Source organism: Paenibacillus sp. PK1-4R (assembly GCF_030369595.1).
Taxonomy (GTDB): Bacteria; Bacillota; Bacilli; order Paenibacillales; family Paenibacillaceae; genus Paenibacillus.
Window position 1 is genome coordinate 4,459,544 of sequence record NZ_CP126535.1, and the last position, 15,546, is coordinate 4,475,089.

Sequence of the window (15,546 nt, forward strand, 5' to 3'; positions counted from 1 at the left end):
CGTAATTAAAGTCAACATTTTACACTATACGGTGCACGTTAGGCCGGTAGTAGCATTGGCGTGACCCAGCGCATCATCGCAGGTGTAACCCATGTTTCAAAAGATGCCACGCCGAGCAGCAATGCAGCCATAACCAAAGTTAACACTATATATGAAGCAAAAGGCCTTTGTCGACCAGGTGTTCGCTGCATCAAAACACGATTGCGAATGATGTATAACGAGAACGTCATCGCCGCCACACTGCAGATCAGAAGGATCGGAATGACAAATAGATTATGCGGTGCCACGGACACCAGTGCAAACAGCAGCCCTTTCCAGGAATACTGCCCAACAAGGTACCCCACTGTGAATCCAATGAGCACACCTTTTAGAAAATCCAGAACCAGTATACCGGGTAGTCCAACGACGGATAAACCCAGAATAAAGATCAGACCCACCCATTTCAGATGGAGCATGGCAATGTCCCAATATGCCCCGGTCTCAGTCACTTGTGCGCTGTGCTGCACGGTCATGAAGAAATTGCCCAGATAACCCTCCAGATCCTGACGTTGCTCAAGAGACAATGCGTTCACCATGAGCGCGCCAAAAATGACGCCGACCAGAAACAAGACAGCCACGAATACATATAACGAAGTCTGACCTTTAAATGTAAAGTAGGAAGAGCGCATACAGGTACGAGTCCCCTTTCCGGTATCATGCTGCAAGGATTCTCAGTTACATCCTCATAGTCATTCTTATGAACCGGAACGCACCTGTATGACTTCTTGTCCAGATTGGCTCTACGTGAAGTGAAGCTTTATCAGTTGAACCTAGGAGTAATTACACGGGTCACTCCGAAGCTTTTTCCTGAACAGCAACTTTACCGTACGTGCCGCCACCTCCGGAGGACAGCTCCAGTTGTCCGTTCCGTGCAGCCACAATTAAGCCTGCTAGCACAGGTCCAACAACCGCAGCAAGCTCTTCCTCACGCGTGCGATGAAGTACATTCATTTCTGTACCAAAATGGTCCAGTAGCTGGCGCAGTTTGGCTTTGCCAAGTCCGGGGATGAACTCCAGTGGTACCTGATAATGATAGGCCGGTCTGTTTGCAGGGACATGAGGACTCTCCCGATCAGAGATCGCCAGAATGCGGTCCAGCACCCCCTGAACCAGCTTCAGACTGCCACAGTGCGGACAACGCTCTGCTGACATCGCTCGCTCATCCATAATGCTGCCACATGCTGCACAGTAAGTACGGTGATACTTGCCCAGCCTTGGATTCAGTCCATAATTGGCCGCAATTTTCCTGCCGGCTTCTCCTTGAAGTGCCATACGGAATTCATCAAAAGAAGGGGCAGCAACTTGCAGTTCGTTATACTCCCGTCCAATCTTACCGAGTGAATGAGCATCCGAGTTGGTGAGAAACGGTACATGATCCAACTCCCGAATATAACTGGCCATGGATGAATCAGAGCTTAACCCCAACTCGACAGCATCCACAAGACGGGTATCCAATACATCGCCCATACGGGGCGCAGTACTGCCATAGATGCCTTTATGCGGTGTAAATACATGTGCAGGCACAATAAGCCCACCAAGTGCCTTAATCTCAGCCTGCATCTCTAGCGCGGGCACGTACACCCGCTGAGAACTGAGGTTCACATTTTTCATATAACGTTTCATCCAGTCCGTGAAAGACTTCATCGTTTTCAGATCACGGAAGTACGCCAGCATATGAAACTCACGCATTCCAGGCTCGCGCAGCTCAATCTCTGTACCCAGCAGAATGGTAGTGTCCTGGTAGGCAATACCGCCGCCCTCAATCTCGGACATGGTACCACTCTCCAGCAATTGCTCAATATCCATCTGTACAACCGGAGAATGACAATCAATAACACCAAGCAAATGAATTCCTTTGCGATCCGATGCTTCCCGAGCGATATTCTCAAATGTCAGATCGCGACTGCCACTGATTTTCACGGCCTCACCCCGAGAGGTTCGTCCGATGTGAATATGCAGGTCTGTATAACAGGGCTCCCACATCGTGGACGTTTTCAGTTGGTCTTGCATGCTTAGAACCGTCCTGTCGTTCTGTAAAGGTCCCACGCGTACACAGCCATCATCGTTTTGGCATCGCTAATCCGGTTCTCGTCCATAAGCGCATAGGCTTCCTCCAGAGTTATTTCGGCAACTTCAAGGAATTCATCTTCGTCCAGCGCCATGTCCCCTGCTTCCAACTCTTCAGCGATGTAAAGATGAATGATCTCATCCGCGAACCCCGGTGACGTGTAGAACGAACGCAAATGACGCAGCGACTTCGCCACATATCCTGTCTCTTCTCGCAATTCACGTGCTGCTGCAACCTCTGGTTCTTCACCCGGGTCCAGTTTCCCCGCAGGAATCTCCACTTCGGTGCGCCCCATTGCCTGACGATACTGATCTACAACAAGCATGCGATCCCCATTCAGAGCGAGTACAGCTACCGCTCCAGGGTGCCGGATTATCTCACGTGTAGCCGTCTGGCCGTTTGGCAGTTTAACGGTATCGACTTGAAGTGAAATCACTTTGCCCTCGAAGATTGGCTTGGTGGATACGGTCACTTCATCCAGCTTTGGATTGGCAGGTTGTGCTGCATGGATGGATTGGGCAGATTGGTTTGGTTTCATTTGTTCTTCAACTCCATATCGTAGGATTAAATATTCGGTTAATGTATATTTTTCTGATTTTGGGCATATGGTGAGCGTATAGAATTCTCACAGCAAATATAAACGAATCAGGGGGACTTTCGATGAACAGTTATATGACGCCTCAATCCGTACACGTGGTAGGACAAGCCCGGCAAGTGCAGCTCATACTCAAGCAATGGTTGCGCGAGTGGGGCCCGGATGCCAAGTTAGTCGATCTGCTCGCTGGACGTAAATAAACATATTGAAACATGATTTTGCTTCCTTTTGACCCTAAATTAACGAGTCTTCTCCCTTGAAATATAACATGAATTCGCAAAAAATCCGAATCCGATACAGACCGGGTTCGGACTTTTGTCTAACAACATGTGAGGTAACATGCGCTCTATATTATTTCTTGTCAGCTGCCGTTTCCTGAATAATAGCTACGACTACCTGAGACAACTTCACAATGTCTTCGGCACGAATGCGTTCTTTGGTCGTATGAATATCCTCATACCCTACCGCCAAGTTCACTGTTGGAATGTCGAATCCGTTAAAGATATTGGCATCACTGCCACCACCGGAAGCAAACGTACTGGTCTCCAGCCCAATACTGCGGATGGCACGCTGTGCAAGCTGTACAACTTCGTGTTCATCATGGAAGCCAAATGCAGGGTAGAGGATCTCACTTCTGAATTCAGCCGTTGCACCGTATTTGCGACATGTCGTTTCCAGCGCGTCACGCATCTGTGCAACCTGCAATTCAACTTTCTCCTGCACAATACTGCGGGCTTCCGCTTCAAGCTGTACAAAGTCACATACCACGTTGAGTGGTGATCCACCCTGGAATTTGCCAATGTTTGCTGTCGTTTCATCATCAATTCTGCCCAGTGTCATCGCTGCAATTGCTTTGGCTGCTACCTGAATGGCGCTGATCCCGTCTTCCGGGTTCACGCCCGCATGTGCGGACTTACCATAGATGCTCATTTGAATTTCAGCTCTGGCTGGTGCAGCTACACAGATCGTGCCTACAGCTCCATTAGAGTCAAGCGCATAACCGAACTCGGCATCGATATCCTTCGGATTCATCGCACGTGCGCCCACCAGGCCAGACTCTTCGCCAACTGTAATGACAAATTGAATTTTACCATGAGGAATCTTGTTTTCCTGGATCACACGAATCGCTTCGAACAATGCCGCAATCCCTGCTTTATCATCTGCTCCCAGGATCGTTGTTCCATCACTGCGAATCCAGCCATCTTCACCCAGTTCAGGCTTGATTCCCTGTCCTGGCGTTACGGTGTCCATATGACATGTGAAAAAGATCGGTGCAACTCCATCTGTTCCTTCGGCTTCCCAGGTAATAACGAGGTTTCCGGCGCCATGTCCGGTTTGCTCCATCGTGTCGTCCCCATAGACATGAAGACCAAGCTCTGTAAACTGTTCTTTTAACACCTTCGAGATGTTCTGTTCATTTTTCGTTTCACTATCAATCTGCACCAGTTCCATAAACTGATCGATAACACGTTGTTGTTTAATCATAGGACTTTCCTCCCTCTCGTGGATACGGTACAATACAATTACTATGGCTTGTTTACTTTTTATGAGGTTGTTCAAAAAGTCCGCTTTTGATTACGAAGGATGCCTGGCGGCATCATCAGCATCGAATATGGAATTCAGCCGAAATGTCCGTTGCTCACGTAGTTTTCCTACGCTCCGCTACTCCATTTCTAGCTTCATTCCATCTTCTTGGTACTGAAAACCAGTCTTTTTGAACACACACTTTATGTTGAAAGGAGTTCTCTCATCTTGCAAAAAAAGAAATGGTTCAAAATCATCATCTATCTCATGCTCATCGCCATGATCGGGTCTACCCTTTTCATAGCTCTCGAACCGTTGCTGTTTGGATAGCAACCTAAAGCCTTTCGACGAACTGTTTACAGACGTTGAAGGGCTTCTTTTTCCGTGACCCAATTAATTTGATATGGAAAAATACGATTAAAGTACGGAACAATCTCCTGCGCTACCTGCTCCACTGCATAGGACTTGCCCGTTATATCCTCCAGTGAGGTAACGCCATACTGCTCAATCCCACAAGGAACAATCCCCTGAAACCCTGCATGTTGAATGCCTGAGCTGATGTTAAAAGCAAACCCGTGACTGGTCACAAAACCGCGGCGGTGTTTGCAACGATTAAACTTGATTCCGATTGCAGCAATCTTCATATCACCAATCCACACACCCGTGTAACCCTCTTTGCGTCCAGCTTCAATGCCCTGGTCTGCGAGATAATCCATAAGCACCTGCTCAAGTTTCCGTAGATAGCCGTGCAGATCCAGGTCTTCATCCCGACCAAGAATCAATAACGGGTAACCTACCAACTGGCCCGGGCCATGATAAGTAATATCACCGCCACGGTCAATTTGAAACAAAGAAATCCCTTGCTCACGCAACTCTTCCGGACTGAGAAGCAGATGCTCCGGATGATTTTGTGAGCCGATCGTATACGTTGGCGGGTGCTGTAAAAGCAGCATCTGCTCCGCTCCCTCGCCCTCGTCCAATCGCTGCACAATCGCTTTCTGGCGGTTCCAAGCCTCTCCATAATCAAGCATTGGTATGTATGCAACATCCAGCGGCTTGCTCATGATTCCCCACACCCTTCTGCTTCAGGTTCAGTGTACAATTGAGCGCCTGTCCGTAGACAGCAGGAAAAGTGCACGGCCTCCGGCACATACACTTTCCCGACAACTATTTACTTAATACACCTTGGTCTCCATGGTATATCCTTCAAGGTTTTCTTTGACACGTTGCAAGAAACGTCCGCTGATTACACCATCCAGGATTCGGTGATCCAGCGATAGACACAGGTTAGCCATCGAGCGAACAGCGATCATATCATTAATAACCACTGGTTTCTTGACAATCGACTCGAATGTAAGAATCGCTGCCTGTGGATAGTTAATGATCGGCTGGGACAGGATCGAACCAAATGAACCGGTGTTGTTCACCGTGAACGTACCACCTTGCATATGGTCCAGCTTCAACGTACCTTCACGTGTTTTGCGAGCCAGTTCATCCACTTCACGGGCCAGACCAGCAATATTTCGCTGATCGGCATGTTTGATTACGGGTGTAAGTACAGAATCTTCGGTTCCTACCGCCATGGACAGGTTAATGTCCCGTTTGACGATAATTTTGTCCACTGCCCATACCGAGTTCATGATTGGGTAGTCTTTAATCGCGTTAACGACTCCCTTCATCATGAAGGACAGATATGTCAGATTGATGCCTTCCTTACGCTTGAACTCATCCTTGAGTTTATTGCGCAGCATCACAAGATTTGTTACGTCCACTTCGATCATTGTCCATGCATGCGGGATTTCCGATACGCTTTGACGCATATTCCGGGCAATGGCATTACGCACAGGGGTAACATCGATGAAATACTCCGATCTTCCCTGGCCGCCACCTTCCACTTCGATCTGTGGAATTTTCGGACTTTCGGTTAGATGAATGCCTGAATGTCTCACAGGAACACCTGCATCAGACGCTGAGATCGCTTCTCCAGCGGTTAAACCCATTTCTCCATTTCCACGATTCACTCCGCTGAATGGAGAAGCAGACGGCACACCAGAAGGTGTATGCTGTGTTGCAGGAGATGATGCTGGTGCAGACGATCCAGCCGCGTTACCTCCCTGTGCAACAAATGTCAGCACATCTTTGCGGGTAATACGACCACCGGCACCGGTGCCTTGGATGCTTTGCAAGTTCAAGCCATGCTCTGCTGCCAAGGATTGCACTGCCGGGGAATACCGATTACGCATCGGCTGGTTAGGATCATGTCCTGCTGTATTTGACGCGGCAAGAGGAGTGGGGCTCGCATGTTGCTGCACTTGCTCCTGTTGCTGCGATACTTGTGTTACTTGCTCAGCCGCTTCTTCGTCAGAAGCTGCGACCTGCATGCGGCAGATTGCTTCACCAACAGCAATCGTTGTGCCCTCTTCCACCAAAAGGTCACCCATAATTCCATCCACAGTGGATGGAATCTCGGCATTAACTTTATCAGTGATTACTTCACAGATCGGCTCGTACTGTTCCACACGGTCGCCCGGTTTTTTCAACCATTTGCCTATGGTAGCCGAGACCAGCGATTCCGCCAATTGCGGCATAATGACCTCGATCCATTTCATACGTTCAGCCATTTGATTATCACTCCAAACTTTACTTTTAAACGATCCAAAAAACGAAATTAAAACTCGGCAAGTGTACGCATTGCTGCTTTGGCTTTGTCTTTGCTCAGCATGTAGAATTTCTCCAATGTTGGGCTAATTGGCATGGCCGGCACATCAGGTCCGCAGAGACGCTGAATCGGTGCATCCAGTTCAAATAGACATTCCTCACTAATAATTGCGGCAACTTCGGCACCTACACCACCCGTTTTGTTATCTTCGTGTACGATCAGCACTTTGCCTGTCAGACGAGCAGAAGCAATAATCGCTTCACGATCCAACGGTTGCAATGTGCGCAGATCGAGAACGTGTGCAGTAATGCCTTCTTCACGCTCCAGCTCCTCAGCAGCCTGCATGACAAAATGCAACGGCTGACTGTAACCGATCACGGTAATATCCGCACCCTCACGAAGTACGTTGGCTTTACCAATCGGAACGATGTAATCATCTTCAGGCACATCTTCCTTGATAAGTTTGTAGCATTTTTTATTTTCAAAAAAGAGTACCGGGTCCGGGTCGCGAATAGCGGCCTTGAGCAGTCCCTTAGCATCGTATGCCGAGTAGGGAGCTATAATTTTCAGACCAGGTGTTCCAAAGAAAATCGACTCCGGACATTGGGAGTGATACAACCCACCGAAGATCCCGCCACCAATCGGCGCACGGATAACAATCGGACAACTCCAGTCATTGTTGGAACGATAGCGAATTTTTGCCGCTTCACTAATGATCTGGTTGGTTGCCGGTAACATGAAGTCCGAATATTGCATCTCGGCAATTGGCTTCATACCATACATCGCTGCACCAATGGCAACACCTGCAATAGCGGATTCAGACAAAGGTGTGTCCATCACTCGCATTTCGCCAAACTGATCTTGCAGCCCTTTAGTTGTGGTAAACACACCACCTTTGAGACCTACGTCTTCACCAAGGATAAAAACATTCTCATCCCGTTCCATCTCTTCTTTCATCGCGAGACGGATTGCATCAATATATTCCATCACTGCCATACTTACCGTCCCCCTTCTTCGCTGTCCGCATAAACGTGCGTCAGAGTGTCCTCAGGTTTAGGATATGGCGCGTTGTCTGCATATTCAGTTGCTTCTTTCATTTCCATCGCAAGCTGGGAAGCCAGATCCGCATCCCGGGCTTCGTCCCAGATGCCACAATCGATCAAGTAGTTCTTCATGCGAGGAACGCCATCTTTCTTCCAGTTCTCCTCAACTTCCTCTTTGGTCCGGTAAGCCAGATCATTATCGGAGGTGGAATGAGGTGACAACCGATACATCATCGCTTCAATCAGTGTCGGGCCTTCTCCGGCTATGGCACGGCGACGTGCTTCCTTGACTGCAGCATATACTTCTAATGCATCGTTACCATCTACACGCAGTCCGGGGAACCCGTATCCTTGTGCTCGATCGGATATTTTGCCGCTCAACTGTTTGTGAATCGGTACCGAAATTGCATATTGATTGTTCTCACACATAATAATGACAGGCAATTTATGCACACCTGCAAAGTTGGCTCCCTCATGGAAGTCACCCTGATTGCTTGATCCTTCGCCAAACGTAACAAAAGAAACAAATTCTTGCTTCTTCATTTTGGCAGCCAGTGCAAATCCAACAGCGTGCGGAACCTGTGTTGTAACCGGGCTAGAACCCGTCACAATCCGCAGCTTTTTGTGACCGAAGTGACCGGGCATTTGCCGACCGCCACTATTCGGATCTTCTGCCTTCGCAAAAGCAGACAACATCAACTCACGCGGAGTCATGCCTACCGCCAGTACAAAACCGTAATCGCGGTAATAGGGTAAATAATAATCGTGATCCCGATCCAGACCAAAAGCAGCGCCTACTTGCGCAGCTTCCTGTCCTACACCGGATACGTGAAAGTTAATTTTGCCAGCCCGTTGCAAGAGCAAGCAACGCTCGTCAAACTTGCGCGCGAGCAGCATGTATTTGTACATATCCAATACTTCACCATCGCTAAGTCCCAGCTGTTGATGCCGGTGGACCGCGTCTGCAGTACCTTGTGAACTCATATGAGGTACCTCCTTTTAATCAGAGCCTGTGCCACTCTTACTACCCGATCTTATAACCTGGTACTAAGACTTGGCTTAACCTTATTATAATCCCTTTTACCCAAAAAAGGAAAGGACCTTTCTCATAAGCTCGTTTGGCTTACATTCCAATGGCCTTTCCATCGACCGCCAACATGGCTTCACCCATAATTTCCGACAGAGAAGGGTGCGGATGAATGGTTTGTCCGACTTCCCAAGGTGTGGCATCCAGCATCTGAGCCAGAGAAGCCTCAGCGATTAATTCCGTCACATGGGTGCCAATCATATGTACCCCCAATATATCATTCGTCTTGGCATCTGCGATCACCTTCACGAATCCATCCCGACTTCCGTGAATAAGCGATTTGCCAATGGCCGAAAATGGGAACTTGCCTGTTTTAATGTCATAGCCACGTTCTTTGGCTTCACGCTCGGTGAATCCGATGCTCGCTGCTTCCGGACGTGTGTACACACAGCGCGGAATACGGTGGGATTCTACGGCGTGTACCGTTTCGCCCGCCAGATGATCGACAGCGAGAATGCCTTCATGACTTGCGGCATGTGCAAGCTGTAAACCGCCGATGCAGTCACCAATGGCGTAGATGTGACCTTCACCGGTCTGTAACTGTTTGTTCACAGCGATGAACCCACGCTCCAGTTTGATATCTGTATTTTCGAGTCCGATATTTTCGACATTAGCCTGACGTCCAACCGACACGAGCATTTTCTCCGCTCTTAGCGTTTCCTGCTTATCGTCACCAAGCTGCACATCAATCTGGATGCCCTCTTGATCCGTGTTATATGTTTCCATTAGAACGGTGGCACCTGTCAGGAAACGAACACCTCGTTTGCTGAGCAATCGCTGCATTTCTCTGGCAACATCCTCATCCTCGGCAGGCAACACGTGAGCAGCTGCTTCTACTACTGTGATGTCTACGCCAAAGTCATTCAGCATGGATGCCCACTCCAGTCCAATCACACCCCCACCGACAATGATGAGTGATGCAGGAAGTTCATCCATACGCAGGGCTTCGTCACTGCTCATAATAAACTTGCCGTCCGGTTCCAGGCCCGGTAGCACACGAGGACGCGAACCAGTGGCAATGATGAGATTGGTTGGAACTACCGTATCCATCTCGCCATCTTCGAACTCTACAGCGACTGCTCCGCTCTGCGGTGAAAAGATGGATGGTCCAATGACGCGACCTTTCGCGTGTACAACCTGGATTTTATTTTTTTTCATCAAATACTGAACGCCCTGATGGAGCTGTTCGACAATCGCATCCTTACGCGCCTGTACTTTGGGAAATACAAGTGTGGCTCCATTCGTCTCGATACCATACGTCTCGCTCTCCTGAATCTCAGCGTATACTTCCGCGCTTTTCAGCAAAGCCTTACTCGGAATACAACCACGATGCAGACAGGTTCCACCAAGCTTGTCCTTCTCAATAATAACGACCTGTTTTCCCAGCTGTGCAGCCCGGATCGCGGCTACATATCCACCGGTCCCTCCTCCAAGAATTGCAACATCACATGTAATTGGCATCTCTCATGCTCTCCTCTATGAATCAAATTTCAATATAATTTATGATGGCTTGAATCATGGTTTGGCTTATACCCTCTATACTCCATTGTACTCTCCTTGAGCTGTCAACTCAAAGTTTGAAGCAATCACACATGGACAGCCTATGCATTCCAAGCTATGATGGAAACAGGTATGATCTGTAAGCGTAACCTTTATTTAATGTCGACTTTGGCAGAAAGGGTATAATGCTCATGAATACAAGATTGGTCTTTGCGCGATTTTTGGCGATTGTTGTTCTGGTCATCCCCGGGTTAATGGCAATGAAGGGTTTTCTGATGATGAAAGATGCCCTGTTCCTATATTATGCCGAGCACGGGAACGAACTGATTTCACCAGGGTTCCAGTGGCTTTCCTTTGGCGGTGGACTTGTCCTTTTTGCCGCAGGTATGAGTTTTCTGGGAGGATGGATCTTGTTCCGTGACCGCAAGCGTAATTATGTAGGTCCCCGTTTCCGGTCCAAAAGTGTACCTGAAAAAGCAGAGACGCCCGGAAGGACTCCATGAGTCCGGGCTTTTTGTGTGTTTATACAACACACCGCCTACTTCACATAGACAGGATGGATCATCATGGTATCATTTCTAATCACGTTACAACGATTGCTCAAAGGCATTTTCCATGCGTTCAAAGACCCCAAGTTTCTGGCTCTGTTCGCGTTAACGGCAGCAACGTTGCTGTCAGGCACTTTATTTTACACTCGTGTTGAAGGTCTGCACTGGATCGATGCGTTATACTTCTGTGCGGTTACTCTGACTACGGTGGGACACCCTGAGTTTGTGCCAACCACCGGATTCAGCAAAGCCTTTACCGTAATCTACATGTTTGCAGGCATTGGTCTCACCTTTGCCATGATTGCCAGAATTACAGCAGGTATTCTATTCCCTCGCAAATTAAAGACAGAAGAGGACCCGGAGTAATCTCCGGGTCATTCGTATAAGGCATCCCGCAGCTTGGTAGACATACGCGATTCTTTGGAAGAAGACTTCAAGATCGTTCTACGCAAGGTAAGGTTACTTGCCTGCAATCTCTCCGCTTCTGCGAACAGTTCTGCAAATAACGCCTGCGCCGCTTCATCTAGAGATCCCTGTTTTTTCAGGCTTTCATATCGCTCTTGAAGTGATGTTAATGCTTCACTCATACTAAACACCTCTTTTCACAACTCCTGTTAACTAGCTGCCGTAACCAATACCTTAACAATCCATATAGTAACACAAAGCTGCGCAGATTAGTTCTGGCTCTTTCCAAAGATTTTGTGGTACTCTGTAAAGGTCGCTTTTTTTGTTGAATCCCGTATGTGAGAGGAGTAGCAGCACCGTGCAAACAGGACGTATTACCGTAATTACTGGACCCATGTTCAGTGAAAAATCCGGTGAACTCATTCGCCGTTGTCAGAAATTAATACAATTTGGCCGTAAAAAGGTTGTGGCCTACAAACCAGCCGAGGATAATCGGTTTGCCCAGGACGAGATCGTAAGCCGAATTGGTTATCGACTCCCTGCCCATTCCATTCCCCGGCAATTAACCCCGGAATCCGTAGAAATGATCTTGAACCAAACCATAGATGCTGATGTTGTTGCATTTGATGAAGTACAATTTTTCAGCAGTGCCATTATGGAACTTGTCTCGGAGTTAGCGTATTGTGGCAAACATGTCATTGTGGACGGACTTAATATGGATTACCGTGGTAAGGAATTCGGATATGTCGGTGGTTTGCTTGCCATGGCAGACGACATTGAGAAACTCTCGGCTTTCTGTGCGGTATGTGGTAGCCCGGATGCAGCCTTTACGCAACGTATCGTCAATGGGGAGCCTGTTACCTTGGGTCCGGTTGTCATGATTGGCGATTCAGAAGCTTACGAGCCACGCTGTCGTTGCTGCTTCATTCCTCCTCACAAAGTTGAATGCTCATCATAATTCCTAAAAGATAGATCTTAGATATCTTCCAAAAAGGCCCCTTGGGGCTTTTTTTGTTATAGAGCAAACATTCGTACAAAAAAGCACCGCTTCGCAGCGATGCTTCCAGAGTCACTTCCCGCTAGTCCCGGGAAACAAAATATTTGTTGGTCATGTAGTAAGCGTCACCACGCGACGTTTCCACCATTCCTTTTTTGGCATCCAAAAATACAATTTCTTTACACTTTGTACAGTACCATTTTGTGCGCTTGTATGGGGATTCCGTCACATAAGCCGTGCCACATTTACAATCAATCTTCATTAATAACTCGGTTGATTTATAAGCACTGGACAAGCGTTCCAGGTTATCCTGCTGCTGTGTAGGCATAATGGTCTGCTGATAATCCGATAAATGATTTTGAACCTTGAAGTCTGCTACCAATCCTGCATTCAATCCAAAAAACTCCTTGCCGATTTCGGTCACGAAGCGCTTCTCATTTCTGTAGCAATCCAGCCACTCAATAATCTGCTTATTAGACAGTGGAACCGTACCCTTGATACCGCTGTTTAAGGTGTAGGTCATGATGTATAAAGTATCGTCTTGTCTACCTGAGTACATTAGAATCCTCCTTCGAATACATTTGCTAATGTACTACAAAAACGCGCATAAATCAAAAAATTCTTATTTCCTGAGCGCATCTCTTCTTATTAAATGGGAAACATTCCACGTTCATCCGCCAAAGACTTACAAGAACTGCATACACCTGAAACATTTCCCTGTGGCGCCGCATAATGCACGACCGATTTAACGTTTTTCTTGCATATGGAACAGTAGTGCCTCCTTTCCTTTTTTGGGATATAGTCCGATAGCTTAACCACGTTTTTGTTCGGTCGGAATCGTTGTAAGAAACCCGGCCATTTCATCTCGCTTCACTCTTTCTTGTTCGTCTACTTCGTAGTCATTTTTTTACTCTGGGCTAAAAATCATCTCGTCTTTTTTTATGTATACGATTCCAAGTTGTGCATGCCTATCTTATAATCTATTCGACGTTTTGAACGTTTTTCCTGTTTTTAATCTCTACACATACAAAAAAAACCGACAGAACCTGCTCTCCTTATTTTCGGAAGAACAGTATTTTAGTCGGTTCCAGCCTTATTTATAAAAAGTTCCCAGAACGTCCAGCTCTGAAGAGCGCTCAATTCGAAATGGATAGATATAACCCTGATTCATTCGGGTAAATTTGCGGCTCCACAGGTCCAGTCCCGATGTGAACTGATAGGCCTGATATATAAACTTGGAGCAGTAATTGCGCTCAATACTGCGCAGATTGGTCTGCAAACGGTAGAATTTTACCTGCTTGTAATGGTCATGTACCCACCCGGCTGCTTTCATGCCTGCCTCATTCAGTCTGGAACGGAATACAATGAAACGATCTCCTTCATAAAACCGCGTAAGATACCACTCTAATGAATCAGCAAATACAGGCCCATAAGGGTGCACATGATACACCTTGCCGTCGAGACCAATAATGCCCATATGCCCGGCGTAATACGTCGATTCCGAGCTTGGCGTGTACACAATATCCCCTGGCTCTAGCTTCATCTCGCCCAACACGTTAATAGGCAAGTCCTGATGCAGCCGTTTGGCTGCTGAACGTTCACGCCGCCCTTCAACCAACAAGCGATGAAGCGCGCCAGCCAGTGCGAGATACATTTCAGACCATTTGATCTTTTTTTTATCAGATCGTTTGAACCACCGCTGGATGAAGGTGAAACCTCGTTGTGGCTGTGATCCCTTTTTCATACGCTGCACTCCACTCTGATCTAATTATTGTGTCTTGATGTCATTCTAATGTTTCTCAGGCTTATTATAGACATTTGGTAGTGTATATACAATTCGGCAGCCTTTGCTTCTCGTAAAATTATGCCTTCTTATTACCCATTTTATGCAAAAAAGATGACTTCGGAATGAACCCGAAGTCATCTTAATATAACCGATCGCAGACCTTTATTCTTCTACAACACCAAGAGCTTTATTTTTCTCCTTAAAGCGACTGTTATGGGAAGAAACATAAGCCACTTTTTCCGCTTCAGGGTCCATGTAAAGCTTCGCACTGTTTACCGCTAGGGCTGCATCAGTGAAAGTACCCGCAATCAGATACAGTTTGCTACCATAATCTACAAAGTCACCCGCGGCAAAAACACCAGGAATATTGGTCTGTAATCTCTCCGTTGTAGTGACATGCCATTCGCCAAGATCAAGTCCCCAATCCCGGATTGGACCAAAGTCACTCTTCATGCCGTGGTTTACAATGACAGCATCGACTTCAAGCAGTTCAGTTTCACCTGTGTCCACGTGTGAGATGGTCACCTGTTCAATCACATCACCACTCATACTATGCAGTGTCTCTACCGCGTAAGGTGTACGAACATCTACAGAGGATTCTCTCATACGCAGTACATTACGCTCCAACCCGCCAAAGCGGTCACGACGATGCACAACCGTAACTTGCTCTGCCAGAGCTTCCAATTCATTCGCCCAGTCCACAGCAGAGTCGCCTCCACCCGAGATCAGCACGCGTTTACCGCGGAATGGTTCTAGTTCCTGCACGGTATAGTGCAGATTGCTAACCTCGTAACGGTCTGCACCTTCAAGCTCCAGCTTGGCCATTTTATATATACCATATCCGATTGCCATAATGACGGTACGTGTCCAGTGTTGCTCACCTGTTGCAGAAGTTAACAGAATTGTGCCATCAGGTTGACGCTCGAATCCTTCGATCTGTTGTTCAAATACGAGGGTAGGCTCAAAAGTTCTTGCCTGTTCTTCCAATTGTTTGATCAGATCTTCACACAGAATTGGCGTCACACCCCCGACATCCCAGATCATTTTCTCCGGATAAAAGAGCATGCGACCTCCCAATCTGTCACGTGCCTCAATCAACTTGGTCTTCATATCTCGCATGCCGCTATAAAAGGCAGAGTACATACCCGCAGGGCCACCGCCGATAATGGTTACATCATAAAGTTCCAACTGCTGATTCATATTAAAAATACCTCCGTTAATTCGATCCAGAACATCGAGTATTTGATATCGATTCTCATTATCACTTAAATCCTAGTGTAATGGTAATCTTATCA

Annotated in this window: 18 protein-coding genes; 5 read left to right on the top strand and 13 right to left on the bottom strand. The window is 47.4% G+C overall.

The genetic code is table 11. From position 1 onward, the window contains the following. Positions 1–38: 38 nt before the first annotated feature. From spoIIM to QNO02_RS19330, 3 genes are all read right to left on the bottom strand, one after another. The gene (gene spoIIM / locus QNO02_RS19320; protein WP_017687629.1) at positions 39–668 is read right to left on the bottom strand and encodes a stage II sporulation protein M; all 630 of its coding nucleotides are present in this window, start codon (positions 666–668) and stop codon (positions 39–41) included. Positions 669–828: 160 nt separating this feature from the next. Further along, positions 829–2,049, bottom strand: a complete 1,221-nt coding sequence (locus QNO02_RS19325) for an endonuclease Q family protein (RefSeq protein ID WP_289389695.1) — start codon at positions 2,047–2,049, stop codon at positions 829–831. 2 nt (positions 2,050–2,051) lie between these two features. Further along, positions 2,052–2,645 (bottom strand): NUDIX domain-containing protein, encoded by a 594-nt coding sequence (locus QNO02_RS19330; RefSeq protein ID WP_051447058.1) that lies wholly within the window; start codon positions 2,643–2,645, stop codon positions 2,052–2,054. A 122-nt stretch (positions 2,646–2,767) separates the two neighbouring features. Between QNO02_RS19330 and QNO02_RS19335 the strand changes: the two genes are divergently transcribed. Next, positions 2,768–2,902, top strand: coding sequence for a Z-ring formation inhibitor MciZ (locus tag QNO02_RS19335; RefSeq protein ID WP_091028853.1), 135 nt, complete (start codon positions 2,768–2,770; stop codon positions 2,900–2,902). A 151-nt stretch (positions 2,903–3,053) separates the two neighbouring features. Here the strand turns inward: QNO02_RS19335 and QNO02_RS19340 are convergent, their stop codons facing one another. Beyond that, complete coding sequence (locus QNO02_RS19340) at positions 3,054–4,187, bottom strand: M20/M25/M40 family metallo-hydrolase (RefSeq protein WP_289389696.1); 1,134 nt, start codon at positions 4,185–4,187, stop codon at positions 3,054–3,056. A gap of 267 nt (positions 4,188–4,454) precedes the next feature. Here QNO02_RS19340 and prli42 point away from each other — a divergent pair, with 267 nt between their 5' ends. Then, the gene (prli42, locus tag QNO02_RS19345; RefSeq protein ID WP_017687624.1) at positions 4,455–4,556 is read left to right on the top strand and encodes a stressosome-associated protein Prli42; all 102 of its coding nucleotides are present in this window, start codon (positions 4,455–4,457) and stop codon (positions 4,554–4,556) included. A 26-nt stretch (positions 4,557–4,582) separates the two neighbouring features. On the opposite strand, the gene lipB is transcribed toward prli42, so the two are convergent. The 5 genes from lipB to lpdA all read right to left on the bottom strand — a co-directional run bounded on the left by lipB (position 4,583) and on the right by lpdA (position 10,476). Next, entirely contained in the window at positions 4,583–5,290 is a 708-nt protein-coding gene (gene lipB / locus QNO02_RS19350; RefSeq protein WP_289389697.1) for a lipoyl(octanoyl) transferase LipB, read from the bottom strand. Between the two features lie 111 nt (positions 5,291–5,401). Next, complete coding sequence (locus tag QNO02_RS19355) at positions 5,402–6,847, bottom strand: dihydrolipoamide acetyltransferase family protein (RefSeq protein WP_289389698.1); 1,446 nt, start codon at positions 6,845–6,847, stop codon at positions 5,402–5,404. A gap of 47 nt (positions 6,848–6,894) precedes the next feature. Further along, complete coding sequence (locus tag QNO02_RS19360; RefSeq protein ID WP_017687621.1) at positions 6,895–7,881, bottom strand: alpha-ketoacid dehydrogenase subunit beta; 987 nt, start codon at positions 7,879–7,881, stop codon at positions 6,895–6,897. A gap of 2 nt (positions 7,882–7,883) precedes the next feature. Further along, positions 7,884–8,912, bottom strand: coding sequence for a thiamine pyrophosphate-dependent dehydrogenase E1 component subunit alpha (locus QNO02_RS19365; protein ID WP_036607878.1), 1,029 nt, complete (start codon positions 8,910–8,912; stop codon positions 7,884–7,886). 139 nt (positions 8,913–9,051) lie between these two features. Beyond that, a complete protein-coding gene (gene lpdA / locus QNO02_RS19370) occupies positions 9,052–10,476 on the bottom strand; it encodes a dihydrolipoyl dehydrogenase (protein WP_289389699.1) in 1,425 nt (474 codons plus the stop codon). Positions 10,477–10,700: 224 nt separating this feature from the next. Here lpdA and QNO02_RS19375 point away from each other — a divergent pair, with 224 nt between their 5' ends. Both QNO02_RS19375 and QNO02_RS19380 read left to right on the top strand, forming a co-directional pair. Further along, the gene (locus QNO02_RS19375; RefSeq protein ID WP_017687618.1) at positions 10,701–11,018 is read left to right on the top strand and encodes a DUF2627 domain-containing protein; all 318 of its coding nucleotides are present in this window, start codon (positions 10,701–10,703) and stop codon (positions 11,016–11,018) included. A 63-nt stretch (positions 11,019–11,081) separates the two neighbouring features. Further along, on the top strand, positions 11,082–11,429 hold the full coding sequence (locus tag QNO02_RS19380; RefSeq protein WP_036607883.1) for a potassium channel family protein: 348 nt from the start codon (positions 11,082–11,084) through the stop codon (positions 11,427–11,429). Positions 11,430–11,437: 8 nt separating this feature from the next. On the opposite strand, the gene QNO02_RS19385 is transcribed toward QNO02_RS19380, so the two are convergent. Then, positions 11,438–11,650, bottom strand: a complete 213-nt coding sequence (locus QNO02_RS19385) for a hypothetical protein (RefSeq protein ID WP_289389700.1) — start codon at positions 11,648–11,650, stop codon at positions 11,438–11,440. A 176-nt stretch (positions 11,651–11,826) separates the two neighbouring features. On the opposite strand from QNO02_RS19385, the gene QNO02_RS19390 reads away from it, so the two are divergent. Further along, positions 11,827–12,426 carry a thymidine kinase gene (locus tag QNO02_RS19390; RefSeq protein WP_017687615.1) on the top strand — a complete coding sequence of 200 codons (600 nt, stop codon included), beginning with the start codon at positions 11,827–11,829 and terminating at the stop codon, positions 12,424–12,426. Between the two features lie 121 nt (positions 12,427–12,547). On the opposite strand, the gene QNO02_RS19395 is transcribed toward QNO02_RS19390, so the two are convergent. From QNO02_RS19395 to QNO02_RS19405, 3 genes are all read right to left on the bottom strand, one after another. Continuing rightward, complete coding sequence (locus QNO02_RS19395; RefSeq protein WP_017687614.1) at positions 12,548–13,024, bottom strand: hypothetical protein; 477 nt, start codon at positions 13,022–13,024, stop codon at positions 12,548–12,550. 534 nt (positions 13,025–13,558) lie between these two features. Beyond that, positions 13,559–14,209, bottom strand: a complete 651-nt coding sequence (locus QNO02_RS19400; protein WP_036672336.1) for a hypothetical protein — start codon at positions 14,207–14,209, stop codon at positions 13,559–13,561. Positions 14,210–14,413: 204 nt separating this feature from the next. Then, positions 14,414–15,451, bottom strand: coding sequence for an NAD(P)/FAD-dependent oxidoreductase (locus QNO02_RS19405; protein WP_017687612.1), 1,038 nt, complete (start codon positions 15,449–15,451; stop codon positions 14,414–14,416). Positions 15,452–15,546 lie beyond the last annotated feature (95 nt).

What these genes read in the sequence shown, in the direction of transcription:
- spoIIM (WP_017687629.1), bottom strand. Translation starts at nt 668, where the DNA reads ATGCGCTCTTCCTACTTTACATTTAAAGGTCAGACTTCGTTATATGTA.
- QNO02_RS19325 (WP_289389695.1), bottom strand. Translation starts at nt 2,049, where the DNA reads ATGCAAGACCAACTGAAAACGTCCACGATGTGGGAGCCCTGTTATACA.
- QNO02_RS19330 (WP_051447058.1), bottom strand. Translation starts at nt 2,645, where the DNA reads ATGAAACCAAACCAATCTGCCCAATCCATCCATGCAGCACAACCTGCC.
- QNO02_RS19335 (WP_091028853.1), top strand. Translation starts at nt 2,768, where the DNA reads ATGAACAGTTATATGACGCCTCAATCCGTACACGTGGTAGGACAAGCC.
- QNO02_RS19340 (WP_289389696.1), bottom strand. Translation starts at nt 4,187, where the DNA reads ATGATTAAACAACAACGTGTTATCGATCAGTTTATGGAACTGGTGCAG.
- lipB (WP_289389697.1), bottom strand. Translation starts at nt 5,290, where the DNA reads ATGAGCAAGCCGCTGGATGTTGCATACATACCAATGCTTGATTATGGA.
- QNO02_RS19355 (WP_289389698.1), bottom strand. Translation starts at nt 6,847, where the DNA reads ATGGCTGAACGTATGAAATGGATCGAGGTCATTATGCCGCAATTGGCG.
- QNO02_RS19360 (WP_017687621.1), bottom strand. Translation starts at nt 7,881, where the DNA reads ATGGCAGTGATGGAATATATTGATGCAATCCGTCTCGCGATGAAAGAA.
- QNO02_RS19365 (WP_036607878.1), bottom strand. Translation starts at nt 8,912, where the DNA reads ATGAGTTCACAAGGTACTGCAGACGCGGTCCACCGGCATCAACAGCTG.
- lpdA (WP_289389699.1), bottom strand. Translation starts at nt 10,476, where the DNA reads ATGCCAATTACATGTGATGTTGCAATTCTTGGAGGAGGGACCGGTGGA.
- QNO02_RS19375 (WP_017687618.1), top strand. Translation starts at nt 10,701, where the DNA reads ATGCTCATGAATACAAGATTGGTCTTTGCGCGATTTTTGGCGATTGTT.
- QNO02_RS19380 (WP_036607883.1), top strand. Translation starts at nt 11,082, where the DNA reads ATGGTATCATTTCTAATCACGTTACAACGATTGCTCAAAGGCATTTTC.
- QNO02_RS19385 (WP_289389700.1), bottom strand. Translation starts at nt 11,650, where the DNA reads ATGAGTGAAGCATTAACATCACTTCAAGAGCGATATGAAAGCCTGAAA.
- QNO02_RS19395 (WP_017687614.1), bottom strand. Translation starts at nt 13,024, where the DNA reads ATGTACTCAGGTAGACAAGACGATACTTTATACATCATGACCTACACC.
- QNO02_RS19400 (WP_036672336.1), bottom strand. Translation starts at nt 14,209, where the DNA reads ATGAAAAAGGGATCACAGCCACAACGAGGTTTCACCTTCATCCAGCGG.
- QNO02_RS19405 (WP_017687612.1), bottom strand. Translation starts at nt 15,451, where the DNA reads ATGAATCAGCAGTTGGAACTTTATGATGTAACCATTATCGGCGGTGGC.